Here is a 21,761-nt window from a genome sequence, read left to right on the forward strand (position 1 = left end):
GTAGGGTGTGCTATGCGCACCAAGCGATCCCTGGGAATACGCCATGGTGCGCGTAGCACACCCTACAAAAGCAACAGCGGATTACTCCAACACGGGGCCGTGGTCACTGGCCGCCGGCGCTGCGTTCGGCTTGATAAACACCAACAGCGGCATCACCAGCAGCGACAGCACCATCAGCAGTTTGAAGTCGTCGATATAGGCCACCCACGCCGCCTGCTTGCTGATCAACCCATCCAGCATCGCGCGGCCGCTGGCGGTCATTGGGTCGAGAAAGCTGCTGATGGGCCAGGCGCTGAACAGGCGATTGAACGGCGTGACATGGGCGCCGATCTCGGCGTGGTTCACCTGCATGTTCTGCGAGAGCAGCACGGTGACGATAGAGATGCCGACGCTGGACCCCACGTTGCGCGACAAGCTGTAAAGGCCCGTACCGTCGGCGCGCAAATGGGCGGGCAGGGTGGCGAAGGCCACGGTCGATAGCGGCACAAACAGCAGGCCCAAACTGGCGCCCTGGATAAAGCCGACCCAGATGATGGTTTGCATCGACACGTCGGGCGTCCAGCCGGTCATCAGCCACATTGAGCCAGACGACAGCGCAAGCCCCCAAAACAGCAACAAGCGGGTGTCGACTTTGCCGATCAGGTTGCCGGCCACATACATGGTCAGCATGGTGCCAAGGCCGCGCGGCCCCATGGCCATGCCGGCTTTTAGCACTGGGTAGCCCATCAGGTTTTGCAGGTACGGGGTCATCAGCGCGAGCGAAGCCAGGTAGGTGATGCCGATGATGAAGATAAACACCACGCTCAAGGCGAAGTTACGGTCGTGGAACAGCTTGGGGCTGATAAAGGGTGTTTTCGAGGTGAAGGTGTGGACCAGAAAGATGTAGACGGCCGAGGCGGCCACCACGGCTTCGATCAGGATTTCCACCGATGAAAACCAACCCAGTTGTTCGCCGCGATCGAGGAACAATTGCAGCGCCATAATCGCCACGCTCAGTGCGCCAAAGCCTAACCAGTCGAGGCGTGCGTCCTTTTGTGCCGTGGTTTCCTGCACGTAGCGAACGATGCCGACAAAGGCCAGCAGGCCAATCGGCAAGTTGATAAAGAACACCCAGCGCCAGCTGAAGTTTTCGGTCAGCCAGCCGCCGAGCATGGGCCCCAGCACCGGGCCGACCATGACGGACACACCAAACAGCGCCATGGCCGAACCGCGCTCTTCGAGCGGGTAGATATCCAGCAGAATGCCTTGCGACAACGGCACCAATGCGGCGCCCGCCAGACCTTGCAGCAGGCGAAAGGTGATGATTTCGCCAAGCGAGTGGGCAATGCCGCACAGCACCGACGCTGCCACAAACCCGGCAATGGCCCACAGCAGCACGGTCTTACGGCCGAAGCGGCGGGCCAGAAAGGCCGACGGCGGGGTCATGATGGCGGCGGCGACGATGTAGGAAGTGAGCACCCAGTTGATCTGGTCGGAGCTGGCCGACACGCTGCCTTGCATATAGGGCAGCGCGACGTTGGCGATGGTGGTGTCCAGCGCCTGCATGATCACGGCCAATACCACGCAGGCGGTGATCATCAGGCGCTCGGTGGAGGGCGCCATTACGGCATTGGTGTCACTCATGGGCCTGGGCTTTGGCGGCGAACAGGCCGGTCAGAAAGTCAGGCAAACCGCGGGCCTGGCCGGTATCGACGTCGGCTTCCACGCTCATGCCGTGGCGCAGCGGCGGCTTGCCGGGCATGTCGTCGATGCGGATGCGCACGGGGATGCGCTGTACAACTTTCACCCAGTTGCCGGTGGTGTTTTGCGCGGGCAGCAGGGAAAAGCTCGAGCCAGAGGCCGGGCTGATGCTGTCGACCGTGCCGTGCCAGGTGACACCGGGGTAGGCGTCGACGCTGATGGTGACCGGTTGGCCGGCTTGCATATGGGTGAGTTCGGTTTCCTTGGGCGAGGCGGCTACCCACATATGTTCGCTGGATACCAGGCTAAAGCCGGACTGCGGCGGTTGCAGGTAGGCGCCGGCAGATAGTGAATCGACGTTGGTGACCACGCCGGCAAACGGCGCTACCACCACGGAGTTGCTCAGGTTGCGCTGGGCTTCATCGACGCGGGCCTGGGCTTGTTGGTAGGTGGGTTGTTGTTCAAGCGGCAGATCCAGGCTGCCGCCCAATTGCGCCAGGGTGGCTTGCGCCTGGGCGCGGGCGACGGCGACTTTCTGTTGGGTGGTTTGCAGGTTATGCAGGGCGTCGTCGTACTGGGTTTGCGACACGGCGGACACGCTTACCAGCTTTTCCAAGCGGGCCAGGTTCTTCTGGTAATACGGCGCGTCGGCCTGGGCCTGGGTGATCTCGGCTTGGGCTTGCTCGTAGCTGGCCTTGAGGTTCATCAACTGATTACGCACTTCGCCCAGCTGCGCCTTGGCGTTGTTGAGCGCGATCTGGAACGGCTCGGGGCGCAGACGAAACAGTACCTGGCCTTTGCTGACGAGCTGGTTATCGGTGACTTCAACGGCTTCGACAATGCCTGCCACATCGGTGGAAACGCCCACGCGGTCGGCCTGGATATAGGCGTTGTCGGTGCTTACCACCTGGCCGCCGAACATATACAGGCAGGCGCAGGCGACGAGCGCAACGGGCAGCAGCAGGAACAGGCCGGTGCGCAGGCGTTGGCGTTTGGGGTCCACGGTTTCTGCCGGCTGGGCGCTGGTGGTGGGCTCGGCCGGTGGCTGCTGGGGGCGGTCAATGTGCTGGGAGTCGAGCTTTACGGGGCGCATTTCAGAGGTGGCCATGGGCAAGCTCCTCGTCGTCTTCATCAACCGGGTTACCGCAGGCTTCCAGCAGGTTGCTGCGCATGCGGTCGAGAAACTGCTGAAGCAGTTGGTGTTCGTCCGAGGTGAAGTCGGCCATGGTTTCCTGACGCGTGCGCTCGCCCAATGCGCGCATTGTCTCGAGCAGTGGGTGGGCCGCTTCGGTAAGGTAGAGCAAAGTCATACGGCGGTCGGTGGGGTGGGGGCGCCGTTCGATCAGGCCGCGCTCGGCCATTTTGTCCAGCAGGCGGACCAGGGTGATCGACTCAATCTCCAATAGGTCGGCCAGGCCTTTCTGATGAATACCTTCGTTGTGCGCCAGCTTGGCCAGCACCTGCCACTGCGAGCGTGTTAGGTCCAATTGCCGGGCACGCTGTTCGAAGCGTTTGCGCATTAACCGCGCGACGTCATGCAACGCAAAACCAATAGTCTGGACAGCCATACACTCACCTGAGAATACATAAGCATGCTTATGATAATCAGGCTTGTGGAATGCTGGCTATTGATATTTTGCGCGCGTTTTCAGCCCGCTTATGCCCGTAGCAGAGCGGCTCAGGCTTCTACAACGCCCGAATTCTCTGCGTTGTGGGGCTCTGCGGTGCCATTGCGCAGGTATTGGATAAAACTGGCCAGGCGCAGGTAATCCATGGTTTCCATGGGCTGCGGGTCGGTGTTTTCCAGATGATTTTGGCTATCGTGTTCAGACGCGTGTTGACAGTTCATCACTTGCTCCAAATACTGTATGCATAACCAGCTTACAGGGATTTTGTCATGACCTTCAACCTCAGCCAGCTTCCTGCCGCCGAACGGATGGCCATTCAACAGCATCGCCAAGGTTGCTTCGAAAGCTATCAACGCCAGCTCGAATTGGACGCGCAACTGTCGGTAGACGCTGCGTGGGAATGCAGCCGTTTGCTCGATGCCCGGGGTGAAAAGAAAGCTGGGTGGCGCGAGTGGGTACGCCTGCAGTTGGTCGCGATGGACGACCCTCAGTTGGAGGCCAGAATCAAACGGCGGCTTAACGGCTACCTCAAAGGGGCAGGGCAGAGCATCCATGGTTGAAACCCTGATCAAACTGTTACTGGCGCCTTTGCTGTTGCTGCAAGGGCTCTATGTGCGCCGGGTTACGCCGAAACTGCCGGAGCCTGCGGGTGAGCGGAACGGCGTAAGCGGCAGCGGGCCGCATATGCGGTTGCTGGTGTTGGGAGACTCGGCGGCCGCTGGCGTTGGGGTTAGCAGCCAGGCCGAGGCGCTGAGCGGGCGGCTGGTTGCCAATCTGGCGGCGGACTATCGCGTGAGCTGGAAGTTGATGGCGCAGTCGGGCTTCGGTATTGCCGAGGTGTTGGCCATGGTCGATCGCACGGCGACTGAGCCCTATGACGCGGTGCTGGTGTCGGTAGGCGTAAACGACGTAACCGGCAGGTTGTCGGCGTCCGAGTGGAGTGTGGCCATGGGGCGGCTGCTGGATGTGCTGCTGTGGAAGTACGGCGCACGCCAGGTGTTGTTGGCGCCGGTGCCGCCTATGCAGCTATTCCCGGCGTTGCCGCAGCCGTTGCGCTGGTACCTGGGGCGACGGGCGCGGCAGTTCAATGTGGCATTGGCGCAGTTGGCCGGTGCGCGGGTGGATTGCGTGCTGCAGGCTAGCGAGTTTGCGTTGCAGGGTGATGCGTTGGCGGCGGATGGGTTTCACCCTGGGGCAGCCATTTATTCGATTTGGGCGGAGGACACGGCGACCGCATTGCGGCGATATTTTGCCGATCCGGTTTCGTTGGGTGGGCGGTTGGTGACGACGTCCGCACGTGCCTAGCTTCTTATCCGCGCAAAACTCACGCACGCCGCCAACCCCGATGCTGCCGCAGCCACCGCAATCGCCAGGTGCATCGCATGAATATCCGCCGCAACGGCTCCCGCGTGGCCGCCTGAGTTATTGGTATACGTCGCCAGAATGATCGCCACCAGCGCGGCGCCAAAGCATTGCCCGAAGGTGCGCACAATTGCCAATACCCCCGACGCACTACCGCTGCGCTCACGCGTTACGTTGGCGAGTATTTCTCGATTGTTAGGGCTTTGAAAGAAGCCGAACCCCACGCCGCATAGGAACTCTTTCCAGAGAATATCCAGTGCCTGCGGGCTCGGCACAAAGGCCAGTAACAGCAAGCCCAGAGTAAACAGGCCGAGCCCGATGGTGGACAACAATGCCGGTCGGTAGTGGTCGGCCAGGCGCCCAGCTTGCGGTGCGGCCAGCACGATGCCGATGGGCCAGGCGGTAAACAGCAGCGCGGCGTGAAACACGCTGTAGCCGTAGGCGTTCTGGAACAGAAACGGCAGCGAAATAATCATGATGCCCTGGGCGACGAAAGCCGCCAGCGAGGTCATGGCGGCCAGGGAAAAGCGTGAAGATATAAAAATATCCAGCGGCAGTAGCGGGGCGGGCGCGCGCCGTTGCCGACGCACAAACGCCAGCGCCGACACCACCGTTACCACGCTGTAAACAGCGGCAATCGCTGCATTCGGGCCGTTGCTAAACGCATCAGTCGCCATAATTGCCGCGCCCATGGCGATGGCGGAGAGGCACGCGCCGATCAAGTCGAAGGGACCTTTGACGGTTGCGGTTTTGGGAATGGCGCGCAGGGCGAGGGTGACGCCCACAATGCCCAGCGGAATATTTAGCGCAAACAACCATTCCCAGCCCGCCACCGACAACAGAACGCCGCCCAGGGTTGGGCCGACGGCGGTACTGGCGGCGACCAGCAGGGCGTTCAAACCCAAAATGCGCCCCAGCAAACGGGTAGGGAAAACCGTGCGATAAATCGCCGGCCCAATGCTTAACGCCGCCGCGCCGCCGATGCCTTGCAACACGCGCATGGCAGTGAGCATTTCAAGGTTGGTCGATAACGCGCAGCCCAGCGAGGCCAGGGTGAACACCGCTGCGCCGCTGGCATACAGCGCGCGAAAACCGACGCGGGTGGCGAGGGCGGAGAAGGTAATCAGGGTCATTGCCGCCGCCAGTAAATAGCCGTTGGCGACCCAGATTGCGTCTGCCGCGGACACATCAAGGGCGGTGGAAATCGAGGGGAGGGCAACGTTGACGATGGTGCCATCGAGCACGGCCATCGCCGTGGTGGTCATTACCGCGATGGTCGCCAGCCGCCGTTCTTTGCCGGAGGCGCCGTCATCGCCGGGTAGGTCGGTAAACAGTCCCATACATCCTCTTTGCTGTGTGCCCGCGCCGGCGCCTGTAAATAGCCAGCGAACTAACACGTTGGCTACTAGGCTTTTCCCTCTACCCAATCACTCGCTGGCGCATCCCTCGGATAGTACCTGGCACGCAACGGAGAACAACCCATGCAAATAAATCTGGCTGGCAAGACCGCTCTGGTCACGGGCTCTACCGGCGGCATTGGTTTTGCCATCGCCCATGGTCTGGCGCTTAGCGGGGCTCATGTGATTATCAACGGTCGCAGCGAAGGCTCGGTGGAAAAGCCATAGCGCGGCTGCGTGAAGCGGCGCCGCAGGCGACCTTGAGTGGTGTCGCCGCCGATTTGAGTGATGCGAAGGGGGCGGACAAACTGGTAGCCGCGCTGCCTGCGGTCGACATTCTGGTGAACAACACGGGCATCTTCGGCCTCGTCGATTACTTCGATACCTCGGATGAAGTGTGGGAAGAGTATTGGCAAACCAACGTGATGTCGGGCGTGCGCCTTAGCCGGGCGCTGGTTCCGGCCATGGTCAAAAAGGGCTGGGGCAGGGTGGTGTTTATTTCCTCGGAATCGGGCCGAAATATTCCGGCAGATATGGTGCATTACGGCGTGACCAAAACCGCGCAACTGGCGGTTTCGCGCGGGTTGGCCAAACGCGTGGCTGGCAGCGGCGTGACCGTGAACAGTGTGCTGCCGGGGCCAACGTTGTCCGATGGCTTGGCCGAGATGCTGGAAGAAACACGGGCCAAATCTGGCAAAACCATCGAGGCGGTTGCCGCCGAATTCGTGATGGCGCACCGGCCGACCTCGTTGATTCAACGGGCGGCCACGGTGGATGAGGTAGCGAATATGGTGGTCTATCTCTGCTCGATTCAAGCGTCCGCTACCAGCGGTGCGGCGCTGCGGGTCGATGGCGGGGTAGTGGACGATATTCTCTGAGTGAGCGGTAAACAGCGACGGCCCTCGGGCCGTCACTTGCCTGATAAAGCCTCGATCAACACCTTGTTAAAGCCCGCCGGGTCTTCCATTTGTGGCGCATGGCCTTTGCCGGAGAATTCGATCAGCCGGGAGCCCGGTATGCGTTTCGCGGTGTCTTTGCCTAACGCCTTGTAGTTACCGATTTTTGCTTTGACCTCGGGCGGCGCGATGTCGCTACCGATGGCTGTGGTATCGGCATCGCCGATCAGCAACACCGTCGCCACCCTCAGGTTAGGCAGCTCGTAGTACACCGGCTGGGTGAAGATCATGTCGTAGATAAGCGCCGAGTTCCACGCCACCAGGCGATGCCCAGGCCCTGAATTCAAACCGGCCAGCATATCCACCCAGCGATCATATTCAGGCTTCCAGTGCCCGGCGTAGTACGTGCTCTGTTCGTACTTGCGAACGCCCTCGGCGGTCAGTTTCAGCTCACGTTCGTACCACTGGTCCACGCTGCGCCACGGCACGCCCAGCGCTTTCCAGTCTTCCAGGCCGATGGGATTTACCAGCACGAGGTGCGCGCTGTTTTGCGGGTACATCAGCGCATAACGCGCGGCGAGCATGCCGCCGGTGGAGTGGCCGATGATGTCCGCTTTGTCGATGCCCAGGCTCGCCAGCAGCGCGTGGGTGTTATCGGCCAGTTGCTGAAAGCTGTATTGGTAGTGTTCTGGTTTGCTGGACGTACAAAAGCCGATCTGATCGGCCGCCACCACCCGGTAGCCGGCGGCGCTCAGAGCTTTGATGCTGTCTTCCCAGGTGGCGGCGCAGAAGTTTTTGCCATGCATGAGCACGGCGGTTCGGCCGTTTGGCGGGCCGTCAGGAGAGACGTCCATGTAGCCCATTTCGAGCGACTGGCCCTGGGACCTGAAACGGTAGTGGTTCAGCGGGTACGGATATTTGAAGCCTTCCAGTTGCTGGCCGTAGCCAGTGGCGGCCGTGCCGTCAGCAGCTAGCGTGTAAAGCGATGGCAAGGCACAGATCAGGGCGAGGCTTAACCGGGCTAATGAGCGCAACGTAATTTCCTCCTAAAGGATTGTCGATCTGCAGAACAGACCGGTTTGGCTCAGGCGCGTTTACTTTTTGCTGTAAACGCCTGCTCTGGCCGATAGCGGCCCTCACGACAGTACGCCATCGGCCCTGAGTTCAGCAGTCAAAAAAACCGACTCTGCCCTCATCCAAGAGCGTCTATTTCACAGACAGTATCAAGTTACGCGCCTCGCAATACACGTTGCCAGGAACCGTGACCGAGGAGATTTCAGCTCATCGTTCTTGCCGGTGACAGGCTCGACGATTGAGCCGGCCGTATCGAAGTAACTCTGCTGCTTGAAGAGGTTGGTGTAGCTGACGTAGCCGAGTGATGCGCGCCCAGGTGATGGATCAGACGGGCATATCTGGTTACGTGGCGGGTACCATTGCCGCTCGCCGAGCACCTGTTTTGCACGCTTTTGTAAGCAAGTTGACGCACAGCGATAAGCTGACCTGATAACAAAAACAGATACCTGCTTAAAGATTTCCCAGAGGCGGCCCAGCGTTGCCAGGGGATAGAGTCTTCCCTCACCGCATAGCGGGAAGGTGATTCTTGCAGGTCATCAGGTATTTCGATTGCCTGCAGAATTTTCACCATTACAAAAACAAAAGGTGAATGCGAATGCTCAATCAACCTGTCGATGTAAAACAATGGATCGACAATCAGCCGATCACCCGCTTCCAGTGGCTGATCCTGTGCCTGTGTTTTCTGGTGGTGATGTTCGATGGTTTCGATGTGGCGGTGATGGGCTTTATTGCGCCGTCGCTGATGCAAGAGTGGGGTTTGTCGCGGGCAGCATTCGGCCCGGTGATGAGTGCCGGCATGATCGGCCTGGCTATCGGCGCATTGACCGCCGGCCCCTATGCCGACCGGTTTGGCCGCAAGAAAGTGTTATTGATCGCAGTGACCGCGTTCAGCGTGCTGAGCCTGGGCTGTGCTTTTGCCCGTAGCCCTTATGAGCTGGGTGGCTTGCGTTTGTTGATCGGTATTGCCCTGGGCGCGGCGCTACCGCAGTGCACCACGCTGTTGTCTGAATACCTGCCTGAGCGTAATCGCTCGTTGCTGATCACCATCATGTTTACCGGCTTCAACCTGGGTTCGGGCGGTGGCGGCTTTATGGCTGCGTGGCTGATCCCGAGCTACGGCTGGCAGGCCGTGTTGATTGCCGGCGGCGTATTGCCGTTGTTGCTGCTGCCGTTTCTGTGGCTGCTGTTGCCGGAGTCGGCGCGCTTCATGGCCGCGCGCAATGCGCCAGGTGCGGTGATTGCCAAGGCCTTGAACAAGATGGGCGGGCACTTTTCTGCCACGACGCAGTTCACCGTCAGCGAACCTGTGGTGCAGGGCAAGGCGCCGGTCAGCATGCTGTTCAACGAGCGTTATCGCATGGGCACGCTGGCGCTGTGGGTTACCTACTTCATGGGCCTGCTGGTGATTTACCTGACCATGGGCTGGCTGCCAACATTGCTGCGCGATGGCGGCCTGTCGATTGAGAAGGCGGCGACCTTCACTGGCCTGTTTCAGATTGGCGGCACGGTCGGCGCCATTGTGGTCGGCTGGATCATGGACCGGCGCAATCCCAACCGCGTGATTGCAACCGCCTATGCATTGGGTGGCCTGTTTATCGTGCTGCTGGGTGCGTTCAGCCTGGAGTCCAGTCTGTTTGCCCTTGGCGTAGTGGCGGCCGGCTTCTGCATGAGTGGTGCTCAGACCGGTTTGAATGCTTTTGCGCCGGGCTACTACCCAACCGACTTCCGCGCCACTGGCGTCAGCTGGATGCTGGGCATCGGTCGCTTTGGTGCCATTTTCGGTTCGCTGATTGGTGGTGCAATTCTAAGCTTGGGCTTGAGCCTGCCGTTTCTGTTTACCGTGCTCGGCCTTCCGGCGTTTGTTGCGGCCCTGGCAATTCTGGCTAACGGCCTGGCACGTCGGCGTGCCACACATGCGCTGGTCACTCAATAACTCACTGTTTCAGCTACTCAGGAAAACGCTCCATGGCACGCATTATTGGTGGCCTCGCCGTCTCCCACACGCCAACCATTGGCTTTGCCGTTGATCACGACAAGCAGGAAGATGCCGCCTGGGCGCCGATCTTCCAAAGCTTCGAGCCGATCAAGCAGTGGCTGCAAGAGAAACGTCCGGATGTGTTGTTCTACATCTTCAACGACCACGTGACCTCGTTTTTCTTCGACCACTACGGCGCGTTTTGCCTTGGCGTGGATGAGCGTTACGAGGTAGCGGACGAGGGCGGCAATCCACGCGATTTGCCTGGTATTGGGGGCCATGCAGCGTTGTCCCGGCATATCGGCGAGAGCCTGATGGCCGACGAGTTCGACATGAGTTTTTTCCGCGACAAGCCGCTGGATCACGGCTTCTTCTCGCCGATGTCGGCGTTGTTGCCGCATGAGTCCGGCTGGCCGGTTGAGATCGTGCCGCTGCAGGTGGGCGTATTGCAGTTCCCGATTCCCACTGCCAAGCGCTGCTACAAGCTGGGCCAGGCACTGCGCCGGGCTATCGAGAGCTACCCGGAAGATTTAAAGGTGGCCATCGTCGCCACCGGCGGTGTGTCGCATCAGGTGCATGGCGAACGCTGTGGCTTCAACAACCCAGAATGGGACGCCGAGTTCATCGAGTTGCTGGTCAACGACCCCGAGCGTCTCACCGCCATGACCCAGGCCGAATACGCCACGCTGGGCGGTATGGAAGGCGCCGAAGTGATTACCTGGCTGATCATGCGCGGGGCCCTGACGGCCTGCGTAGACAAGCTGCACCACGGTTACTACCTGCCGTCGATGACCGGCATCGCCACGCTGCTGCTGGAGAACCGCGACCGCCCGCTGCCGGTGGATGCCAACGCGCGCCACTTGCAACACATGCAGCACCAACTGGCGGGTATCGAAAAACTCGAAGGCACTTACCCCTTCACCCTGGAGCGCAGTGCCAGGGGCTATCGGCTCAACAAGTTTCTGCACCGCATGATCGAGCCGGCCTGGCGCACGCGCTTTCTTGCCGAGCCCGAAGCCATGTTTGCCGAGGCGGGGTTGAGCGAGCTGGAGTGTGACCTGTTGCGCCGTCGTGACTGGCGCGGATTGATTCAGTACGGCGCGATTTTTTTCGTGCTGGAAAAGCTTGCGGCCGTAGTGGGCGTGCCGAACCTGGCGGTGTATGCCGCCATGCGTGGGCAAAGCCTGGAAGACTTTATGCAAACCCGTAATCAACAGGTTCTTTATTCGGTCGCAGGCAAAACGCCGCGCTAATTCCCTTAACGCTACACACCTTGGCTTGTTGCCCTGTTCACCAGGGCGACCGGCAACGCTTTGCCCAAAAAACGGAGAATAACAACAATGAAAACCGCCCCTGACCGTCGTCTGGTCTGCACCCTGGCGTTGGCTGCCAGCCTGCCTCTACAGGTCCACGCCGCTGGTTTTATCGACGACAGCACCAGTACGCTGACGCTGCGCAATTTCTATCTGAACCGCAACTTTGTCGGCGATACCGGCCAAGGCAAAGCCGAGGAGTGGACGCAGAACCTGATCTGGGATTTCAAATCCGGCTTTACCCAAGGCACCGTAGGTTTCGGTGTGGATGCATTGGGTTTATACAGCCTGAAGCTCGACGGCGGCGCCGGCACTACCAATACGCAGTTGTTACCGGTGCATACCGATGGTGAGCCGGCAGATGATTTCGGGCGGCTGGCGGTAGCCGGTAAAGCACGTATTTCGAAAACCGAGTTGAAAGTGGGGGAGTGGAGCGTGGTGCTGCCGATCCTGCGCTCGGACGATGGTCGTTCGTTGCCGCAGACTTTCCAGGGCGCGCAAGTGACCTCGCGGGAAATTGACGGCCTGACCCTCTACGGCGGCCAGATGCAGGGGAACAGCCCTCGCAACGACGCCAGCATGGAGGACATGTCGCTGTTCAATCGCAGCGCCTACAAGTCTGATCGTTTCAACTTCGCCGGCGGCGAATATCGCTTCAACCAGGACCACACGCTGATCGGTCTGTGGACCGCCGAGCTGGAAGATATCTACCAGCAGCAATACCTGCAGATCCAACACTCGCAGCCCGTTGGCGACTTCGTGCTGGGCGCCAACCTCGGCTACTTCTGGGGCAAGGAAGATGGCAGTGCCTTGGCGGGCGATCTCGATAACCGCACCTTCTCCGGGTTGTTTTCGGCCAAATATGGCGGCAACACGTTTTATGTCGGTCTGCAGAAAGTCATGGGCGACGATGAATGGTTTCGCGTCAACGGCACCAGTGGCGGCACGCTGGCCAACGATGCGTACAACTCCAGCTACGAGAGTGCCCAGGAACGCTCCTGGCAAGTGCGCCACGACTATGATTTCGCCGCACTGGGCGTACCTGGCCTGACGTTGATGAACCGCTACCTGTCCGGCGACAACGTGCATAACAGCGCCACCGATGACGGCAGCGAATGGGGGCGTGAAACCGAGCTGGCCTATACCGTGCAGAGCGGCACGCTCAAAAGCTTCAACGTCAAATGGCGCAACTCCAGCATGCGTCGTGACTGGGGCAGCACCAACAGCTTCGACGAGAACCGCCTGATCGTCAGCTATCCGTTCAAGCTGCTTTGATCGCAGATCGCTAGTCCTCTCCCGCAGGCGGGAGAGGACTGGGGTGAAGGTTTTAAGCGCTCATCTCACCGATCACCTGACGAATCGCTGCCATCAACGCCTCCGCCACCGGCGAGTGCAAGCTGGCGCTGCGGTACGTCATGCCGATGGCGCGCGTGGTGCGTTTGAGGCCTACCGGCACTACGCACAATTCTCCCGAGGCAATCTCCATTTCCAGTTGGTGCGTCGACACCACAGCCAGCATGTCCGAGCGCAGCAGTAACCCACGAATAATCGCCAGGTCGCCGCTTTCCACCACCGCCCAGGGCGGCGCCATACCAGACTCGACAAAGCGTGTGTCGAGCATCTGCCGGGCCGGCGAACCGGCGCGTGGTAGCACCCAGCGGGCGTTGAGCAGGTCGTCACGGCTCAGCTTCGCGCTGCGCAGCGGATGGTCGTGGCGTGCCAGCACCACCATGTCTTCGGTGAGCAGCGGCTCGCCCGTCAGATCGCTGGCGTAGCTGGCCGAGCGCAATGCGCCAAAGACAAAATCGATATCACCAGCACGCAGTTCGGTGGCCAACAGGTCGAACGGGCTTTCGTTGGTGATCACCTGAATGTCGGGATGTTGCACGGTCAGACGGACGATGGCCTCGGGCAGAATCGAGGTGCGGCCCAGCGGCAATGCGCCGACATGCACCACGCCTTTGAGGGCACCGCGCATGGCGCTGATATCGGTCTCCATATGGCGCAGCTCGTTGAGGGCGCGGCGAATGGGGAAGACGATTTCCTGGCTGGCACGGGTCGGTTGCAAGCCCCTGGGCGTGCGCTCGAACAGCGCCATGCCGCAGCCACCTTCGAGCACTTTCAGCGCGGAACTGATGGCCGGCTGGCTCAAGCCGAAATGACTGGCCACGGTTTGCATATGGTGGGTTTCGCAGAGTTTTACAAACACCTGCAAGCGGCGGGTCTGGAACAAGTACAACGGTTCGTTTTTGCTGGCACCCACCAGCGGCGGCACGCTGCCAAGCTCGGCCAGCACCCGCAGCGCACGAGGTAGCACGCGCTCGCCATAATTGCTTAAACGCATGCCGTTGGCGTGGCGCTCGAACAGGGGCACGGCAAATCGAGTTTCCAGTTCGGATATCGCCCGGGTAACCACCGATTGCGCGCGAAACAGCGCTTCGGACGCCTTGGACACACTGCCTAGTTCGGCTACCCGCACAAAGGCACGGACCTGCATCAGGTTGATCAGCTCATCAGTGGTCATAGCAGGTATTACCTTGCGCAGCCTTGTTGTGGCGGGACTATGCCGGCGAACCTGAACGCAGGCAATAAGAAAAAAGCATACCTGCAACAGCTGAACGCATTTCTCCGTGCGCGGCCTGGCTGACATGCTCTGGCAAAACGCAGCAGGAGTTTTCCGCGATGTCTGAGGTACAAGCCACTACACAAAAATCAGCACTGATCGTCAGTGCTCACTCCGCCGATTTCGTTTGGCGCGCCGGCGGTGCCATCGCCTTGCATGCTCAGCAGGGCTACGCGGTGCATATCGTTTGTCTGTCGTTTGGCGAGCGGGGCGAGTCCGCCAAACTCTGGCGCAAGGGCGAAATGACCGAAGAAAAAGTCAAAGCCGCACGCCGCCAGGAAGCCTCGGCGGCCGCAGAGATTCTCGGCGCGAGCGTGGAGTTTTTCGATATCGGCGACTACCCGATGCGGGCTGACAAAGACACCTTGTTTCGCCTGGCCGATGTATTCCGCCGCGTGCAGCCCGAATTCGTGCTCAGCCATTCGCTGAAAGACCCGTACAACTACGATCATCCGTTGGCCATGAACCTGACGCAGGAGGCACGCATCATCGCTCAGGCCGAAGGCTTCCGGCCGGGCGAAAAAATAGTAGGCGCGCCGCCGGTTTACGCATTCGAACCGCATCAGCCCGAGCAGTGCGAATGGCGCCCTGACGTGCTGCTGGATATCACCGAGGTGTGGGACAAGAAATACGCGGCCATTCAATGCATGGCCGGTCAGGAACACCTGTGGGAGTACTACACCCGCGTGGCGCTGCAGCGCGGCGTGCAGGCCAAGCGCAATGTCGGCATCGCTTCCACCCGTAACATCGTGTACGGCGAGGGCTACCAGAGCATCTTCCCGCGTGTGACGGAGAACCTGGCATGAGCGCATTGATTGGAACCACCGGCGTGGTGCTGCGCCACATCGCCCGCGCCGAGGCCGGCTTGGTCGACGAGTTGGGCCGTTACGGCGTGGCCACCGTGCACGAAGCCCAGGGCCGCAAAGGGTTGTTGGGCACCCAGCTGCGGCCCATTCAGCAGGGCGTGGGCATCAGCGGTTCGGCGGTAACCGTGCTGGTGGCGCCCGGTGATAACTGGATGTTCCATGTGGCCGTCGAACAGTGCCAACCCGGTGACATTCTGGTGGTAGCGCCAAGCTCGCCATGCACCGACGGTTACTTCGGCGACCTGCTGGCGACGTCGCTCAAGGCCCGCGGTGTGCGCGGCCTGGTCATTGACGCGGGCGTTCGCGACACGCAGACGCTGCGCGATATGGGCTTTTACGTGTGGTCCAGCGCCATCAATGCCCAGGGTACGGTGAAGGAAGTACTGGGTTCGGTGAACCTGCCGCTGTTGTGCGCCGGTCAGTTGATCAACCCCGGCGATGTGATCGTGGCCGACGATGACGGTGTGGTCGTGGTGCGCCGCAACGAGGTGGCAAAGGTGAGCGACGCCACCCGCAAGCGCGCTGACCTGGAAGAGCAGAAACGCCTGCGACTGGCCAATGGCGAGTTGGGGCTGGACATCTACAACATGCGAGAGCGCCTGGCGGAGAAAGGCCTGCGCTACGTGGATAGCCTGGACGAGCTGGACCACTGACCATGAGCCAAACCCGTATTCCGTGCCTGATGATGCGTGGTGGCACGTCCAAGGGCGCGTATTTTCTCGCCAGTGATTTGCCTGCTGCGCCAGCCGTGCGCGATCAAGTGCTGTTAGCCGCCATGGGCTCGCCAGACAGCCGACAGATTGACGGCATCGGTGGGGCCGATTCGTTGACCAGCAAAGTCGCGATCATTCAGCCATCGTCCCGTGCTGACGCCGATGTCGATTACCTGTTTGCCCAGGTGGTGGTGGATGAACCGCGTGTGGACTACGGGCAGAACTGCGGCAACATCCTCGCTGGCGTCGGGCCCTTTGCTATCGAGCGCGGGCTGGTCGCCGTAAGCGGCGCCATGACTGCCGTGCGGATTTTCATGCAGAACACCGGACAGATCGCCGTCGCCCACGTGCCGACCGAAAACGGCGCGGTGCGCTACAGCGGGGAGGCGCGCATTGACGGCGTGCCCGGCATGGCGGCCGCGCAAATGATTGCGTTCGATGACGTTGCCGGCTCCAGCTGTGGTGCGCTGTTGCCCACCGGGAACCTGACGGACCGCTTCAATGGCATTGAAGTGACTTGCATCGACAACGGCATGCCCGTGGTGCTGCTGCGTGCCGAGGACCTGGGCCGCAGCGGCTACGAAAGCCACGAAGAGCTGGACCTCGACACTGAATTGAAGGTTCGCCTGGAAGCCATTCGCCTGCAAGCCGGGCCGCGCATGAACCTGGGCGACGTCAGCCAGCGCAACGTGCCGAAGATGTGCCTGGTGTCTGCGCCTCGCGCGGGCGGCAGCCTCAATACCCGCTCGTTTATTCCGCACCGCTGTCATTCGGCCATTGGCGTTTTTGGCGCAGTGAGCGCGGCCACCGCGTGCCTGTTGCCAGGCACCGTGGCCCATCACGTGGCGCGATTGAATACAGGCGACTCTCAGCAGCTGTCGGTGGAACATCCCACGGGCGAGTTCACCGTTGAAATCACTCGACGCGATGGCGAGATCGTCAGCAGCGCCCTGATGCGCACGGCGCGGCTACTGTTCGACGGTGTGGTCTGTGTGCCTGCGCAGGTGTTCGATAACCCCGGGCGAGGTACCACGGAATGAAAGTGCAGCGCATCACCCTGATCGGCTTCGGCGAGGCCGGTGGCATTCTTGGCCACGACCTGGTCCCGCGCGGTGTGCAGGTACACGCCTATGACAATGCCATTCATGACCCTGCACGCTGTGAGCTATTGCTAGCCAGGGCAGGGCAGGCCGATGTGCGCCTGTTTGATTCGGCGCCAGCTGCTGTAGCCGACGCACAGTTGGTGATCAGCGCGGTCACCGCTGGCAGTGCTTTGCAAGTGGCTCGCGATATTGCCCCGTATTTGCACGGCGGCCAGGTGTTCATGGACATCAACTCCGTGGCCCCGGCCACGAAGCAGGCTGCCGCCGCAGCATTGGATGCTTTCGGCGTGGCCTACCTGGATGCGGCAGTCATGGCGCCCGTGCCACCGCGGCGCCTGGCTACACCTATTCTGTTGGGCGGTAGCCGCGCACTGGAATGGCAGCCGATGCTGGCCAGCCTGGGCTTTGACATCAACGTGGTGAGCGCCGAGGTCGGCGTGGCATCGGCCATCAAAATGTGTCGCAGCATCATGATCAAGGGGCTGGAAGCGCTGACGACCGAGTGCTTAAGCACGGCGCGCCAGTATGGGGCCGAAGCGCTGGTGCTGGATTCGCTGCACCGCAGTTTTCCGGGCATGGGTTGGGACGCCCAGCAGCCTCACTACCTGATAAGCCGGGTGGCCGAACATGGCGTGAGGCGCAGCGAAGAAATGCTCGAGGTAGCCAAGACCGTCGGTGATGCAGGGGTGCAACCCACCATGAGCACGGCCATCGCCCATACTCAGCGGGCGTTGGTCGACGCAATGGCTGCTGGCGGTATTGCCTACCGCGACCCTTTTGTCTGGCAGGCATTGGTGGATGAATTATTCCCGTCTCGGGTCTCTGGTTAAGGACATGGTTATGCGTGGTGGTTTGGTTGGGTTGGCATTGGTCGTGGCGCTGTTGGGGCCGATCAGTGCCTGGGCGGCACCTGGCAACAGCGTGGTCACCCCGGTGGCCGCGTGTGCCAGCCTGGCGGGCAGCGATTTGACAGACATCGGCGGCGCGGGCAGCCGCATTACCGGCGCCGCAGAAACCGACAGCAACGGCATTGCCGTGTGCGCCGTACAAGGCACTCTGGCACCGAGCATTGGCTTCACTGTGCTGTTGCCAACGCGCACCTGGACGCAACGCTACCTGCAAGTGGGTTGTGGCGGATTGTGCGGGCGCATTTCTCTGGAAGTAGGCGCCGCTGAGGGTTGTACGCCGCTGACCCACGGCGAGTTCGCCATGGCGGCCACCGACATGGGCCACCAGGACGGCGATGACAGCTTTGGCGATGACCCGCAAAAGCGCGCGGACTTCGCCCACCGCGCCGTGCACCTCACCGCCCTGACCGCGAAAAAACTGATTCATGAGTTTTACGGCCAGCCTGAGCAACACGCCTATTTCACCGGCTGCTCCGACGGCGGCCGTGAAGCGCTGATGGAAGCGCAACGCTACCCACAAGACTTCAACGGCATCATTGCCGGCGCCGCCGCACTCAACTTTCAGGTGCAAAACGGCCTCTACCACGCGTGGCAAGTACGGGCCAACCAAGGGCCGGACGGCAAAGCGATTCTGCTCGCTTCACGCTTGCCCCTGTTGCACCAGGCGGTGTTGAAACAGTGCGACGCTCTCGATGGGCAGACCGACCAACTCCTCACGGACCCGCGCGCCTGTCACTTCGACCCCAAGGTGCTGAAATGCGCCGATGGGCAAGCGGCTGCGGGCTGCTTCAGTGCCGCCGAGGTAGCCGCTGCGCAACGCCTCTATGACGGCCCACGGGACAGCAAAACCGGCGTGCGTCTGACCGTTGGCGGTCCGCAGCCAGGCTCCGAACTGGCCTGGGCTGGTGTGTTCGTGCCTTTGAATGCCGAGCAGCCGGTGATGAGCCAGATGATTGCGCTGCAAGCGCTGCGCAGTGTGCTGTTCGAACACAACCCGGCGAGCAATTTCAGCCTGGCCGATCTGACTTTCGATGCCAGCACCTTCGAGCGTTTGCGCACCTTGCACCCGTTGTACGACGCCACCAATCCGGACCTGTCCGCCTTCGAGGCTGCCGGCGGCAAGCTGATTCTCTGGCATGGCTGGGCCGATCCACATATCTCGCCGCTGAACACCATCGCTTACCACCAGGCGTTGCAGAAGCAGATGGGCAAGGCGCGCAGCGAAGGGTTTGAACGCCTGTATCTGCTGCCAGGCGTGCACCATTGTTCGGGTGGCGATGGCCCGAGCCAGCTGGATTTGCTGACCCCCATGCTAGCGTGGGTAGAAGCTGGCCAGGCGCCGCTGGCCATTACCACCACCCAGGCCAGCGCCGGCCCGCAACACGGCCGTGGCTTCGGCGCACCGGTTGGCCTTAAAGGCCCGCCGGGCGGCCCGAAGGGACCACCGCCAGGTCAAGGCAAACCGCCAATGGGGCCGCCGCCGGTTTTCGACAAAGCCAATGAGGGCCGGACCCGTCCGGTGTATCCGTATCCACTGGTGGCAGTTTATGACGGCCACGGAGACTCCAAACAGGCCAGCAGTTACAGGTTCGAACGTTCACCAGTGGAAGAGGGCACCGAACAGTGGATGGGGGAAGATTTCTTCACGCCGTTTGCTCCGTTGCAGCGCTAGTTGTGCCGGTTCATCAGCGTATTCAGGGAGCCAGCGCCGCTTGCAGCGCGCGCATGTTGTAGTCAACCAAACCGAAGAAGGTGCTTGCCGGGCCCGATGCAGCGAGGGCGTCCGAGTACGGCGTGCCGCCGATTTGAGCGCGGCTTTCGTTGGCGATCTGTTGCAGCAGACGTGAGTCTTTGATGTTTCGATAAACACCGCCTTGATGTGTTCCTTGCGGGTTTGTTGAATCAACTTGGTCACGTCCGCGGCGGAAGGTTCGTTCTCCGTGGAAAGGCGTTGCGGTGCAATAAAGTGGATTCCGTAGGCCTGTCCGAGATACCCGAAGGCGTCGTGTGAGGTCACGATATTGCGGTTGCTGGGCGGCAAGCTACCTAAGCGACGGTAATGGGTGCGAGTTTTCGGGGTTCGTGAGATGGGAATTGTCTGCAGGGCGTTACGACATTTCATGTAAGAATGTTCGCATAATGTATATTATGTTAAATCAAGTATGTGGTATTGCTCATCCACCAATGCCTTTACCTATCCAACACCAAATCCGATGGATCCCACCCTTCAGGCCGCTTCTGTCCAAAAGCATCGCGCCACTCGACATCAACGTTCTCCAGCAAAAGCATCTGTCCGTTCCCGAGCTGCCAATCATAGAAGTCTGAAAAGTCTTCGTTAGCCAAGGCTCGGATCGTCTTTGCAACGAAGCCGTGTGCGACTAGCAGAACGTGTTTGGAGGGATACTGCTTTTGCAGTTCAAGCAGCCCCTGTCGAATACGCTGAACCACCTCGCGAACCGACTCTCCTTCGGTTGGACCAACCGTCCAGCAGCGCGTGATGTTTTGCGACCAAAGCTCGGGGAATCGCTCGCGCGCTTCAGCCTGAGTCAGTCCTTCAAACACACCCACGTTGCGTTCGCGAAATGCATCCAGGGTCGAGCTTGGGAGGTTAAGTGCGCGGTTCAAGATAGCCGCAGTTTCCTGGGCTCTGCGCAGAGGCGATACAACCATTACGTCCAGGTTTTGGGGCAAGTGTTGTGCGAGCGCGATAGCCTGCTCCCTACCCCGTTGATTCAGCTCGGGATCAAGGGCACCGACGTAGCGCTTTTCGGCGTTAAGATCGGTTTCCCCATGCCGCACTACACATAGATTCACGAATGCCATCTCCATGGTTCAGGACTTGAAACTATAACTCGTCCGAGATATTCCTTTGGGCAGGTGTCACCTGCGTTGTAATTTGCAGACGAAAAAACCGAGCACCACGTTCTGCTGATGCTCGGCCTAATTGCGGTCAGCCTTTACACCTCGAAAAAGTCCACCTTGCCGCCCTCGAGGTGGTACATGCTGCCGACAATCTTGATCTGATTTTTGTCTTCTAATTCCTTGAGGATTGGGCTGTTAAGCCGGATGTTCTCCACAGTAAGTTCAACGTTCTTGCGCGCTACTGCATCAACAAAGTCATAGTTGCTGGCTTTGCGCTCGCCTGAATAGTGGGTCTTTTCAATAGCCGGCTTAATTTTTTCCAGTAGCCCGGTCAGGTTACCTAGTTGAGCATTGGCAATCGCGCCTTTAACTGCACCACATTCGGTGTGCCCCATTACCAGTACCAACTTGGCGCCGGCGACTGCACACGCGAATTCCATACTGCCAAGAACATCGCCATTGCTGACATTGCCCGCTACGCGTGAGTTAAAAGTTTCGCCGATACCGGCATCCAGCACAATTTCTGAGGCCGCGCGTGAGTCGATACAGCCCAGAATAACGGCTGCCGGGTACTGTCCTTCGGTACTCTTGCGTTTTTGCGCCAGGTAATCGTGTTTGGCGGGCTTGTTTTCACGGAAGCGCAAATTACCTTTTTTGAAGTGTTCGATAACGCTGTCGGGGGTCATGGTGTCTCGTTCTTCTTACTTAACGAGGCAGCAAAAGAAATGGTGGGGACGGTTAAACCGGCGATACCGGTCATTGATACAGCTGAAAGAGTTAGTGCTCGTTTCAATATGGAGCGTCTGGATGCATCTTGTGGATGTTGGTCGTTCATAAAAGCCTCGTTCGGGTAGTTCGGTTGAGAATGAGTTCGGGAAGTCGCACTCAAAACTCCGACCACATTATCCAAAACGACCGAACCTGATTCGCCTACGGAGAACTTACATCCAGAACTTACTACCTGCGAAGAAAGCTCCTATAACATGAAAGTGTCTTTATATTCGTTAACTTCCAGACTTAAGCCTATCTAACGCAATGGGTCGTCAGGCAGACCGGTTTCTCGCGCGTTAGGCACCCTGCCCTCACCTGCCGATTTCTTCGCTACGGCATCCGTCTGCAAGGAAAAAACGCCCGCAAACAGCCCCGAAAAATCGCCTCAGATATCCACACTATCTGTGCATAAGTCTGTGCATAGGCGGCTACAGCTAGCGGTTCCCGGCGCCTGAGATGGGTGCGCTCAAATAGCGATCAATGCCGAGATTTTCTCGAATCGCTAACCTAAATTAGCTAACAATAACAGCCACTTGGCGTACTTTATTAAGCAACGATCTTAGCTCGATCAGCTACCGTTTTGGTCTGTT

General features: G+C 60.0%; 20 protein-coding genes and 2 pseudogenes. 11 read left to right on the plus strand and 11 right to left on the minus strand.

The genetic code is table 11. The features are described from left to right. Window positions 1-81: 81 nt before the first annotated feature. The 4 genes from AC0V2S_RS17210 to AC0V2S_RS17225 form a co-directional block, all read right to left on the minus strand. Entirely contained in the window at window positions 82-1,623 is a 1,542-nt protein-coding gene (locus AC0V2S_RS17210; protein WP_475510792.1) for a DHA2 family efflux MFS transporter permease subunit, read from the minus strand. Then, complete coding sequence (locus AC0V2S_RS17215) at window positions 1,616-2,788, minus strand: HlyD family secretion protein (protein ID WP_475510793.1); 1,173 nt, start codon at window positions 2,786-2,788, stop codon at window positions 1,616-1,618. Before AC0V2S_RS17215 ends, AC0V2S_RS17210 begins: the two co-directional genes overlap by 8 nt. After that, window positions 2,775-3,248, minus strand: coding sequence for a MarR family winged helix-turn-helix transcriptional regulator (locus AC0V2S_RS17220; RefSeq protein ID WP_475510794.1), 474 nt, complete (start codon window positions 3,246-3,248; stop codon window positions 2,775-2,777). Before AC0V2S_RS17220 ends, AC0V2S_RS17215 begins: the two co-directional genes overlap by 14 nt. Window positions 3,249-3,358: 110 nt before the next feature. Further along, the gene (locus AC0V2S_RS17225) at window positions 3,359-3,529 is read right to left on the minus strand and encodes a hypothetical protein (protein WP_475510795.1); all 171 of its coding nucleotides are present in this window, start codon (window positions 3,527-3,529) and stop codon (window positions 3,359-3,361) included. 48 nt (window positions 3,530-3,577) lie between these two features. On the opposite strand from AC0V2S_RS17225, the gene AC0V2S_RS17230 reads away from it, so the two are divergent. Beyond that, entirely contained in the window at window positions 3,578-3,868 is a 291-nt protein-coding gene (locus AC0V2S_RS17230) for a hypothetical protein (protein WP_475510796.1), read from the plus strand. Next, complete coding sequence (locus AC0V2S_RS17235) at window positions 3,861-4,613, plus strand: SGNH/GDSL hydrolase family protein (protein ID WP_475510797.1); 753 nt, start codon at window positions 3,861-3,863, stop codon at window positions 4,611-4,613. Before AC0V2S_RS17230 ends, AC0V2S_RS17235 begins: the two co-directional genes overlap by 8 nt. Here AC0V2S_RS17235 and AC0V2S_RS17240 read toward each other — a convergent pair. Continuing rightward, window positions 4,610-6,010 carry an MFS transporter gene (locus tag AC0V2S_RS17240; RefSeq protein WP_475510798.1) on the minus strand — a complete coding sequence of 467 codons (1,401 nt, stop codon included), beginning with the start codon at window positions 6,008-6,010 and terminating at the stop codon, window positions 4,610-4,612. The two genes, AC0V2S_RS17235 and AC0V2S_RS17240, sit on opposite strands and share 4 nt — an antisense overlap. A 141-nt stretch (window positions 6,011-6,151) precedes the next feature. On the opposite strand from AC0V2S_RS17240, the pseudogene AC0V2S_RS17245 reads away from it, so the two are divergent. Beyond that, window positions 6,152-6,945: pseudogene (locus tag AC0V2S_RS17245) on the plus strand (SDR family NAD(P)-dependent oxidoreductase). A 32-nt stretch (window positions 6,946-6,977) separates the two neighbouring features. On the opposite strand, the gene AC0V2S_RS17250 reads toward AC0V2S_RS17245, so the two are convergent. Continuing rightward, a complete protein-coding gene (locus tag AC0V2S_RS17250; protein ID WP_475510923.1) occupies window positions 6,978-7,967 on the minus strand; it encodes an alpha/beta fold hydrolase in 990 nt (329 codons plus the stop codon). A gap of 665 nt (window positions 7,968-8,632) precedes the next feature. On the opposite strand from AC0V2S_RS17250, the gene AC0V2S_RS17255 reads away from it, so the two are divergent. The 3 genes from AC0V2S_RS17255 to AC0V2S_RS17265 all read left to right on the plus strand — a co-directional run bounded on the left by AC0V2S_RS17255 (window position 8,633) and on the right by AC0V2S_RS17265 (window position 12,600). Further along, entirely contained in the window at window positions 8,633-9,970 is a 1,338-nt protein-coding gene (locus AC0V2S_RS17255) for an MFS transporter (RefSeq protein ID WP_475510799.1), read from the plus strand. 32 nt (window positions 9,971-10,002) lie between these two features. Beyond that, complete coding sequence (locus tag AC0V2S_RS17260) at window positions 10,003-11,265, plus strand: gallate dioxygenase (protein WP_475510800.1); 1,263 nt, start codon at window positions 10,003-10,005, stop codon at window positions 11,263-11,265. 87 nt (window positions 11,266-11,352) lie between these two features. After that, window positions 11,353-12,600, plus strand: coding sequence for an OprD family porin (locus AC0V2S_RS17265; protein WP_475510801.1), 1,248 nt, complete (start codon window positions 11,353-11,355; stop codon window positions 12,598-12,600). A 52-nt stretch (window positions 12,601-12,652) separates the two neighbouring features. Here the strand turns inward: AC0V2S_RS17265 and AC0V2S_RS17270 are convergent, their stop codons facing one another. Next, window positions 12,653-13,849 carry a LysR family transcriptional regulator gene (locus AC0V2S_RS17270; RefSeq protein ID WP_475510802.1) on the minus strand — a complete coding sequence of 399 codons (1,197 nt, stop codon included), beginning with the start codon at window positions 13,847-13,849 and terminating at the stop codon, window positions 12,653-12,655. A 158-nt stretch (window positions 13,850-14,007) separates the two neighbouring features. Between AC0V2S_RS17270 and galB the strand changes: the two genes are divergently transcribed. Genes galB through AC0V2S_RS17295 form a run of 5 tightly spaced genes read left to right on the plus strand, consistent with a single transcriptional unit; the run spans window position 14,008 to window position 19,210 of the window. After that, window positions 14,008-14,754 carry a 4-oxalmesaconate hydratase gene (galB, locus tag AC0V2S_RS17275; RefSeq protein ID WP_475510803.1) on the plus strand — a complete coding sequence of 249 codons (747 nt, stop codon included), beginning with the start codon at window positions 14,008-14,010 and terminating at the stop codon, window positions 14,752-14,754. Further along, window positions 14,751-15,467 (plus strand): 4-carboxy-4-hydroxy-2-oxoadipate aldolase/oxaloacetate decarboxylase, encoded by a 717-nt coding sequence (locus tag AC0V2S_RS17280; RefSeq protein WP_475510804.1) that lies wholly within the window; start codon window positions 14,751-14,753, stop codon window positions 15,465-15,467. The genes galB and AC0V2S_RS17280 overlap by 4 nt, the downstream gene beginning before the upstream one ends. Before the next feature lie 2 nt (window positions 15,468-15,469). Then, window positions 15,470-16,567 carry a 4-oxalomesaconate tautomerase gene (locus AC0V2S_RS17285; RefSeq protein WP_475510805.1) on the plus strand — a complete coding sequence of 366 codons (1,098 nt, stop codon included), beginning with the start codon at window positions 15,470-15,472 and terminating at the stop codon, window positions 16,565-16,567. After that, on the plus strand, window positions 16,564-17,460 hold the full coding sequence (locus tag AC0V2S_RS17290; protein WP_475510806.1) for a DUF1932 domain-containing protein: 897 nt from the start codon (window positions 16,564-16,566) through the stop codon (window positions 17,458-17,460). The genes AC0V2S_RS17285 and AC0V2S_RS17290 overlap by 4 nt, the downstream gene beginning before the upstream one ends. A 10-nt stretch (window positions 17,461-17,470) precedes the next feature. Continuing rightward, entirely contained in the window at window positions 17,471-19,210 is a 1,740-nt protein-coding gene (locus tag AC0V2S_RS17295; protein ID WP_475510807.1) for a tannase/feruloyl esterase family alpha/beta hydrolase, read from the plus strand. 22 nt (window positions 19,211-19,232) lie between these two features. Here the strand turns inward: AC0V2S_RS17295 and AC0V2S_RS17300 are convergent. The 4 genes and pseudogenes from AC0V2S_RS17300 to AC0V2S_RS17315 all read right to left on the minus strand — a co-directional run. Further along, window positions 19,233-19,591 (minus strand): annotated as a pseudogene (locus AC0V2S_RS17300) (metal ABC transporter solute-binding protein, Zn/Mn family); the annotation flags it as partial. Window positions 19,592-19,728: 137 nt separating this feature from the next. Continuing rightward, on the minus strand, window positions 19,729-20,367 hold the full coding sequence (locus AC0V2S_RS17305) for a histidine phosphatase family protein (protein ID WP_475510808.1): 639 nt from the start codon (window positions 20,365-20,367) through the stop codon (window positions 19,729-19,731). A gap of 128 nt (window positions 20,368-20,495) precedes the next feature. Then, window positions 20,496-21,086, minus strand: coding sequence for a carbonic anhydrase family protein (locus tag AC0V2S_RS17310; RefSeq protein WP_475510809.1), 591 nt, complete (start codon window positions 21,084-21,086; stop codon window positions 20,496-20,498). After that, window positions 21,083-21,235 (minus strand): hypothetical protein, encoded by a 153-nt coding sequence (locus AC0V2S_RS17315; protein ID WP_475510810.1) that lies wholly within the window; start codon window positions 21,233-21,235, stop codon window positions 21,083-21,085. The genes AC0V2S_RS17310 and AC0V2S_RS17315 overlap by 4 nt, the downstream gene beginning before the upstream one ends. Between the last annotated feature and the right edge of the window lie 526 nt (window positions 21,236-21,761).

This window comes from Pseudomonas sp. CC11G (genome assembly GCF_056174845.1).

Coding starts and splice junctions, on each gene's coding strand:
- AC0V2S_RS17210 (WP_475510792.1), bottom strand. CDS start 1,623: ATGAGTGACACCAATGCCGTAATGGCGCCCTCCACCGAGCGCCTGATG.
- AC0V2S_RS17215 (WP_475510793.1), bottom strand. CDS start 2,788: ATGGCCACCTCTGAAATGCGCCCCGTAAAGCTCGACTCCCAGCACATT.
- AC0V2S_RS17220 (WP_475510794.1), bottom strand. CDS start 3,248: ATGGCTGTCCAGACTATTGGTTTTGCGTTGCATGACGTCGCGCGGTTA.
- AC0V2S_RS17225 (WP_475510795.1), bottom strand. CDS start 3,529: ATGAACTGTCAACACGCGTCTGAACACGATAGCCAAAATCATCTGGAA.
- AC0V2S_RS17230 (WP_475510796.1), top strand. CDS start 3,578: ATGACCTTCAACCTCAGCCAGCTTCCTGCCGCCGAACGGATGGCCATT.
- AC0V2S_RS17235 (WP_475510797.1), top strand. CDS start 3,861: ATGGTTGAAACCCTGATCAAACTGTTACTGGCGCCTTTGCTGTTGCTG.
- AC0V2S_RS17240 (WP_475510798.1), bottom strand. CDS start 6,010: ATGGGACTGTTTACCGACCTACCCGGCGATGACGGCGCCTCCGGCAAA.
- AC0V2S_RS17255 (WP_475510799.1), top strand. CDS start 8,633: ATGCTCAATCAACCTGTCGATGTAAAACAATGGATCGACAATCAGCCG.
- AC0V2S_RS17260 (WP_475510800.1), top strand. CDS start 10,003: ATGGCACGCATTATTGGTGGCCTCGCCGTCTCCCACACGCCAACCATT.
- AC0V2S_RS17265 (WP_475510801.1), top strand. CDS start 11,353: ATGAAAACCGCCCCTGACCGTCGTCTGGTCTGCACCCTGGCGTTGGCT.
- AC0V2S_RS17270 (WP_475510802.1), bottom strand. CDS start 13,849: ATGACCACTGATGAGCTGATCAACCTGATGCAGGTCCGTGCCTTTGTG.
- galB (WP_475510803.1), top strand. CDS start 14,008: ATGTCTGAGGTACAAGCCACTACACAAAAATCAGCACTGATCGTCAGT.
- AC0V2S_RS17280 (WP_475510804.1), top strand. CDS start 14,751: ATGAGCGCATTGATTGGAACCACCGGCGTGGTGCTGCGCCACATCGCC.
- AC0V2S_RS17285 (WP_475510805.1), top strand. CDS start 15,470: ATGAGCCAAACCCGTATTCCGTGCCTGATGATGCGTGGTGGCACGTCC.
- AC0V2S_RS17290 (WP_475510806.1), top strand. CDS start 16,564: ATGAAAGTGCAGCGCATCACCCTGATCGGCTTCGGCGAGGCCGGTGGC.
- AC0V2S_RS17295 (WP_475510807.1), top strand. CDS start 17,471: ATGCGTGGTGGTTTGGTTGGGTTGGCATTGGTCGTGGCGCTGTTGGGG.
- AC0V2S_RS17305 (WP_475510808.1), bottom strand. CDS start 20,367: ATGGAGATGGCATTCGTGAATCTATGTGTAGTGCGGCATGGGGAAACC.
- AC0V2S_RS17310 (WP_475510809.1), bottom strand. CDS start 21,086: ATGACCCCCGACAGCGTTATCGAACACTTCAAAAAAGGTAATTTGCGC.
- AC0V2S_RS17315 (WP_475510810.1), bottom strand. CDS start 21,235: ATGAACGACCAACATCCACAAGATGCATCCAGACGCTCCATATTGAAA.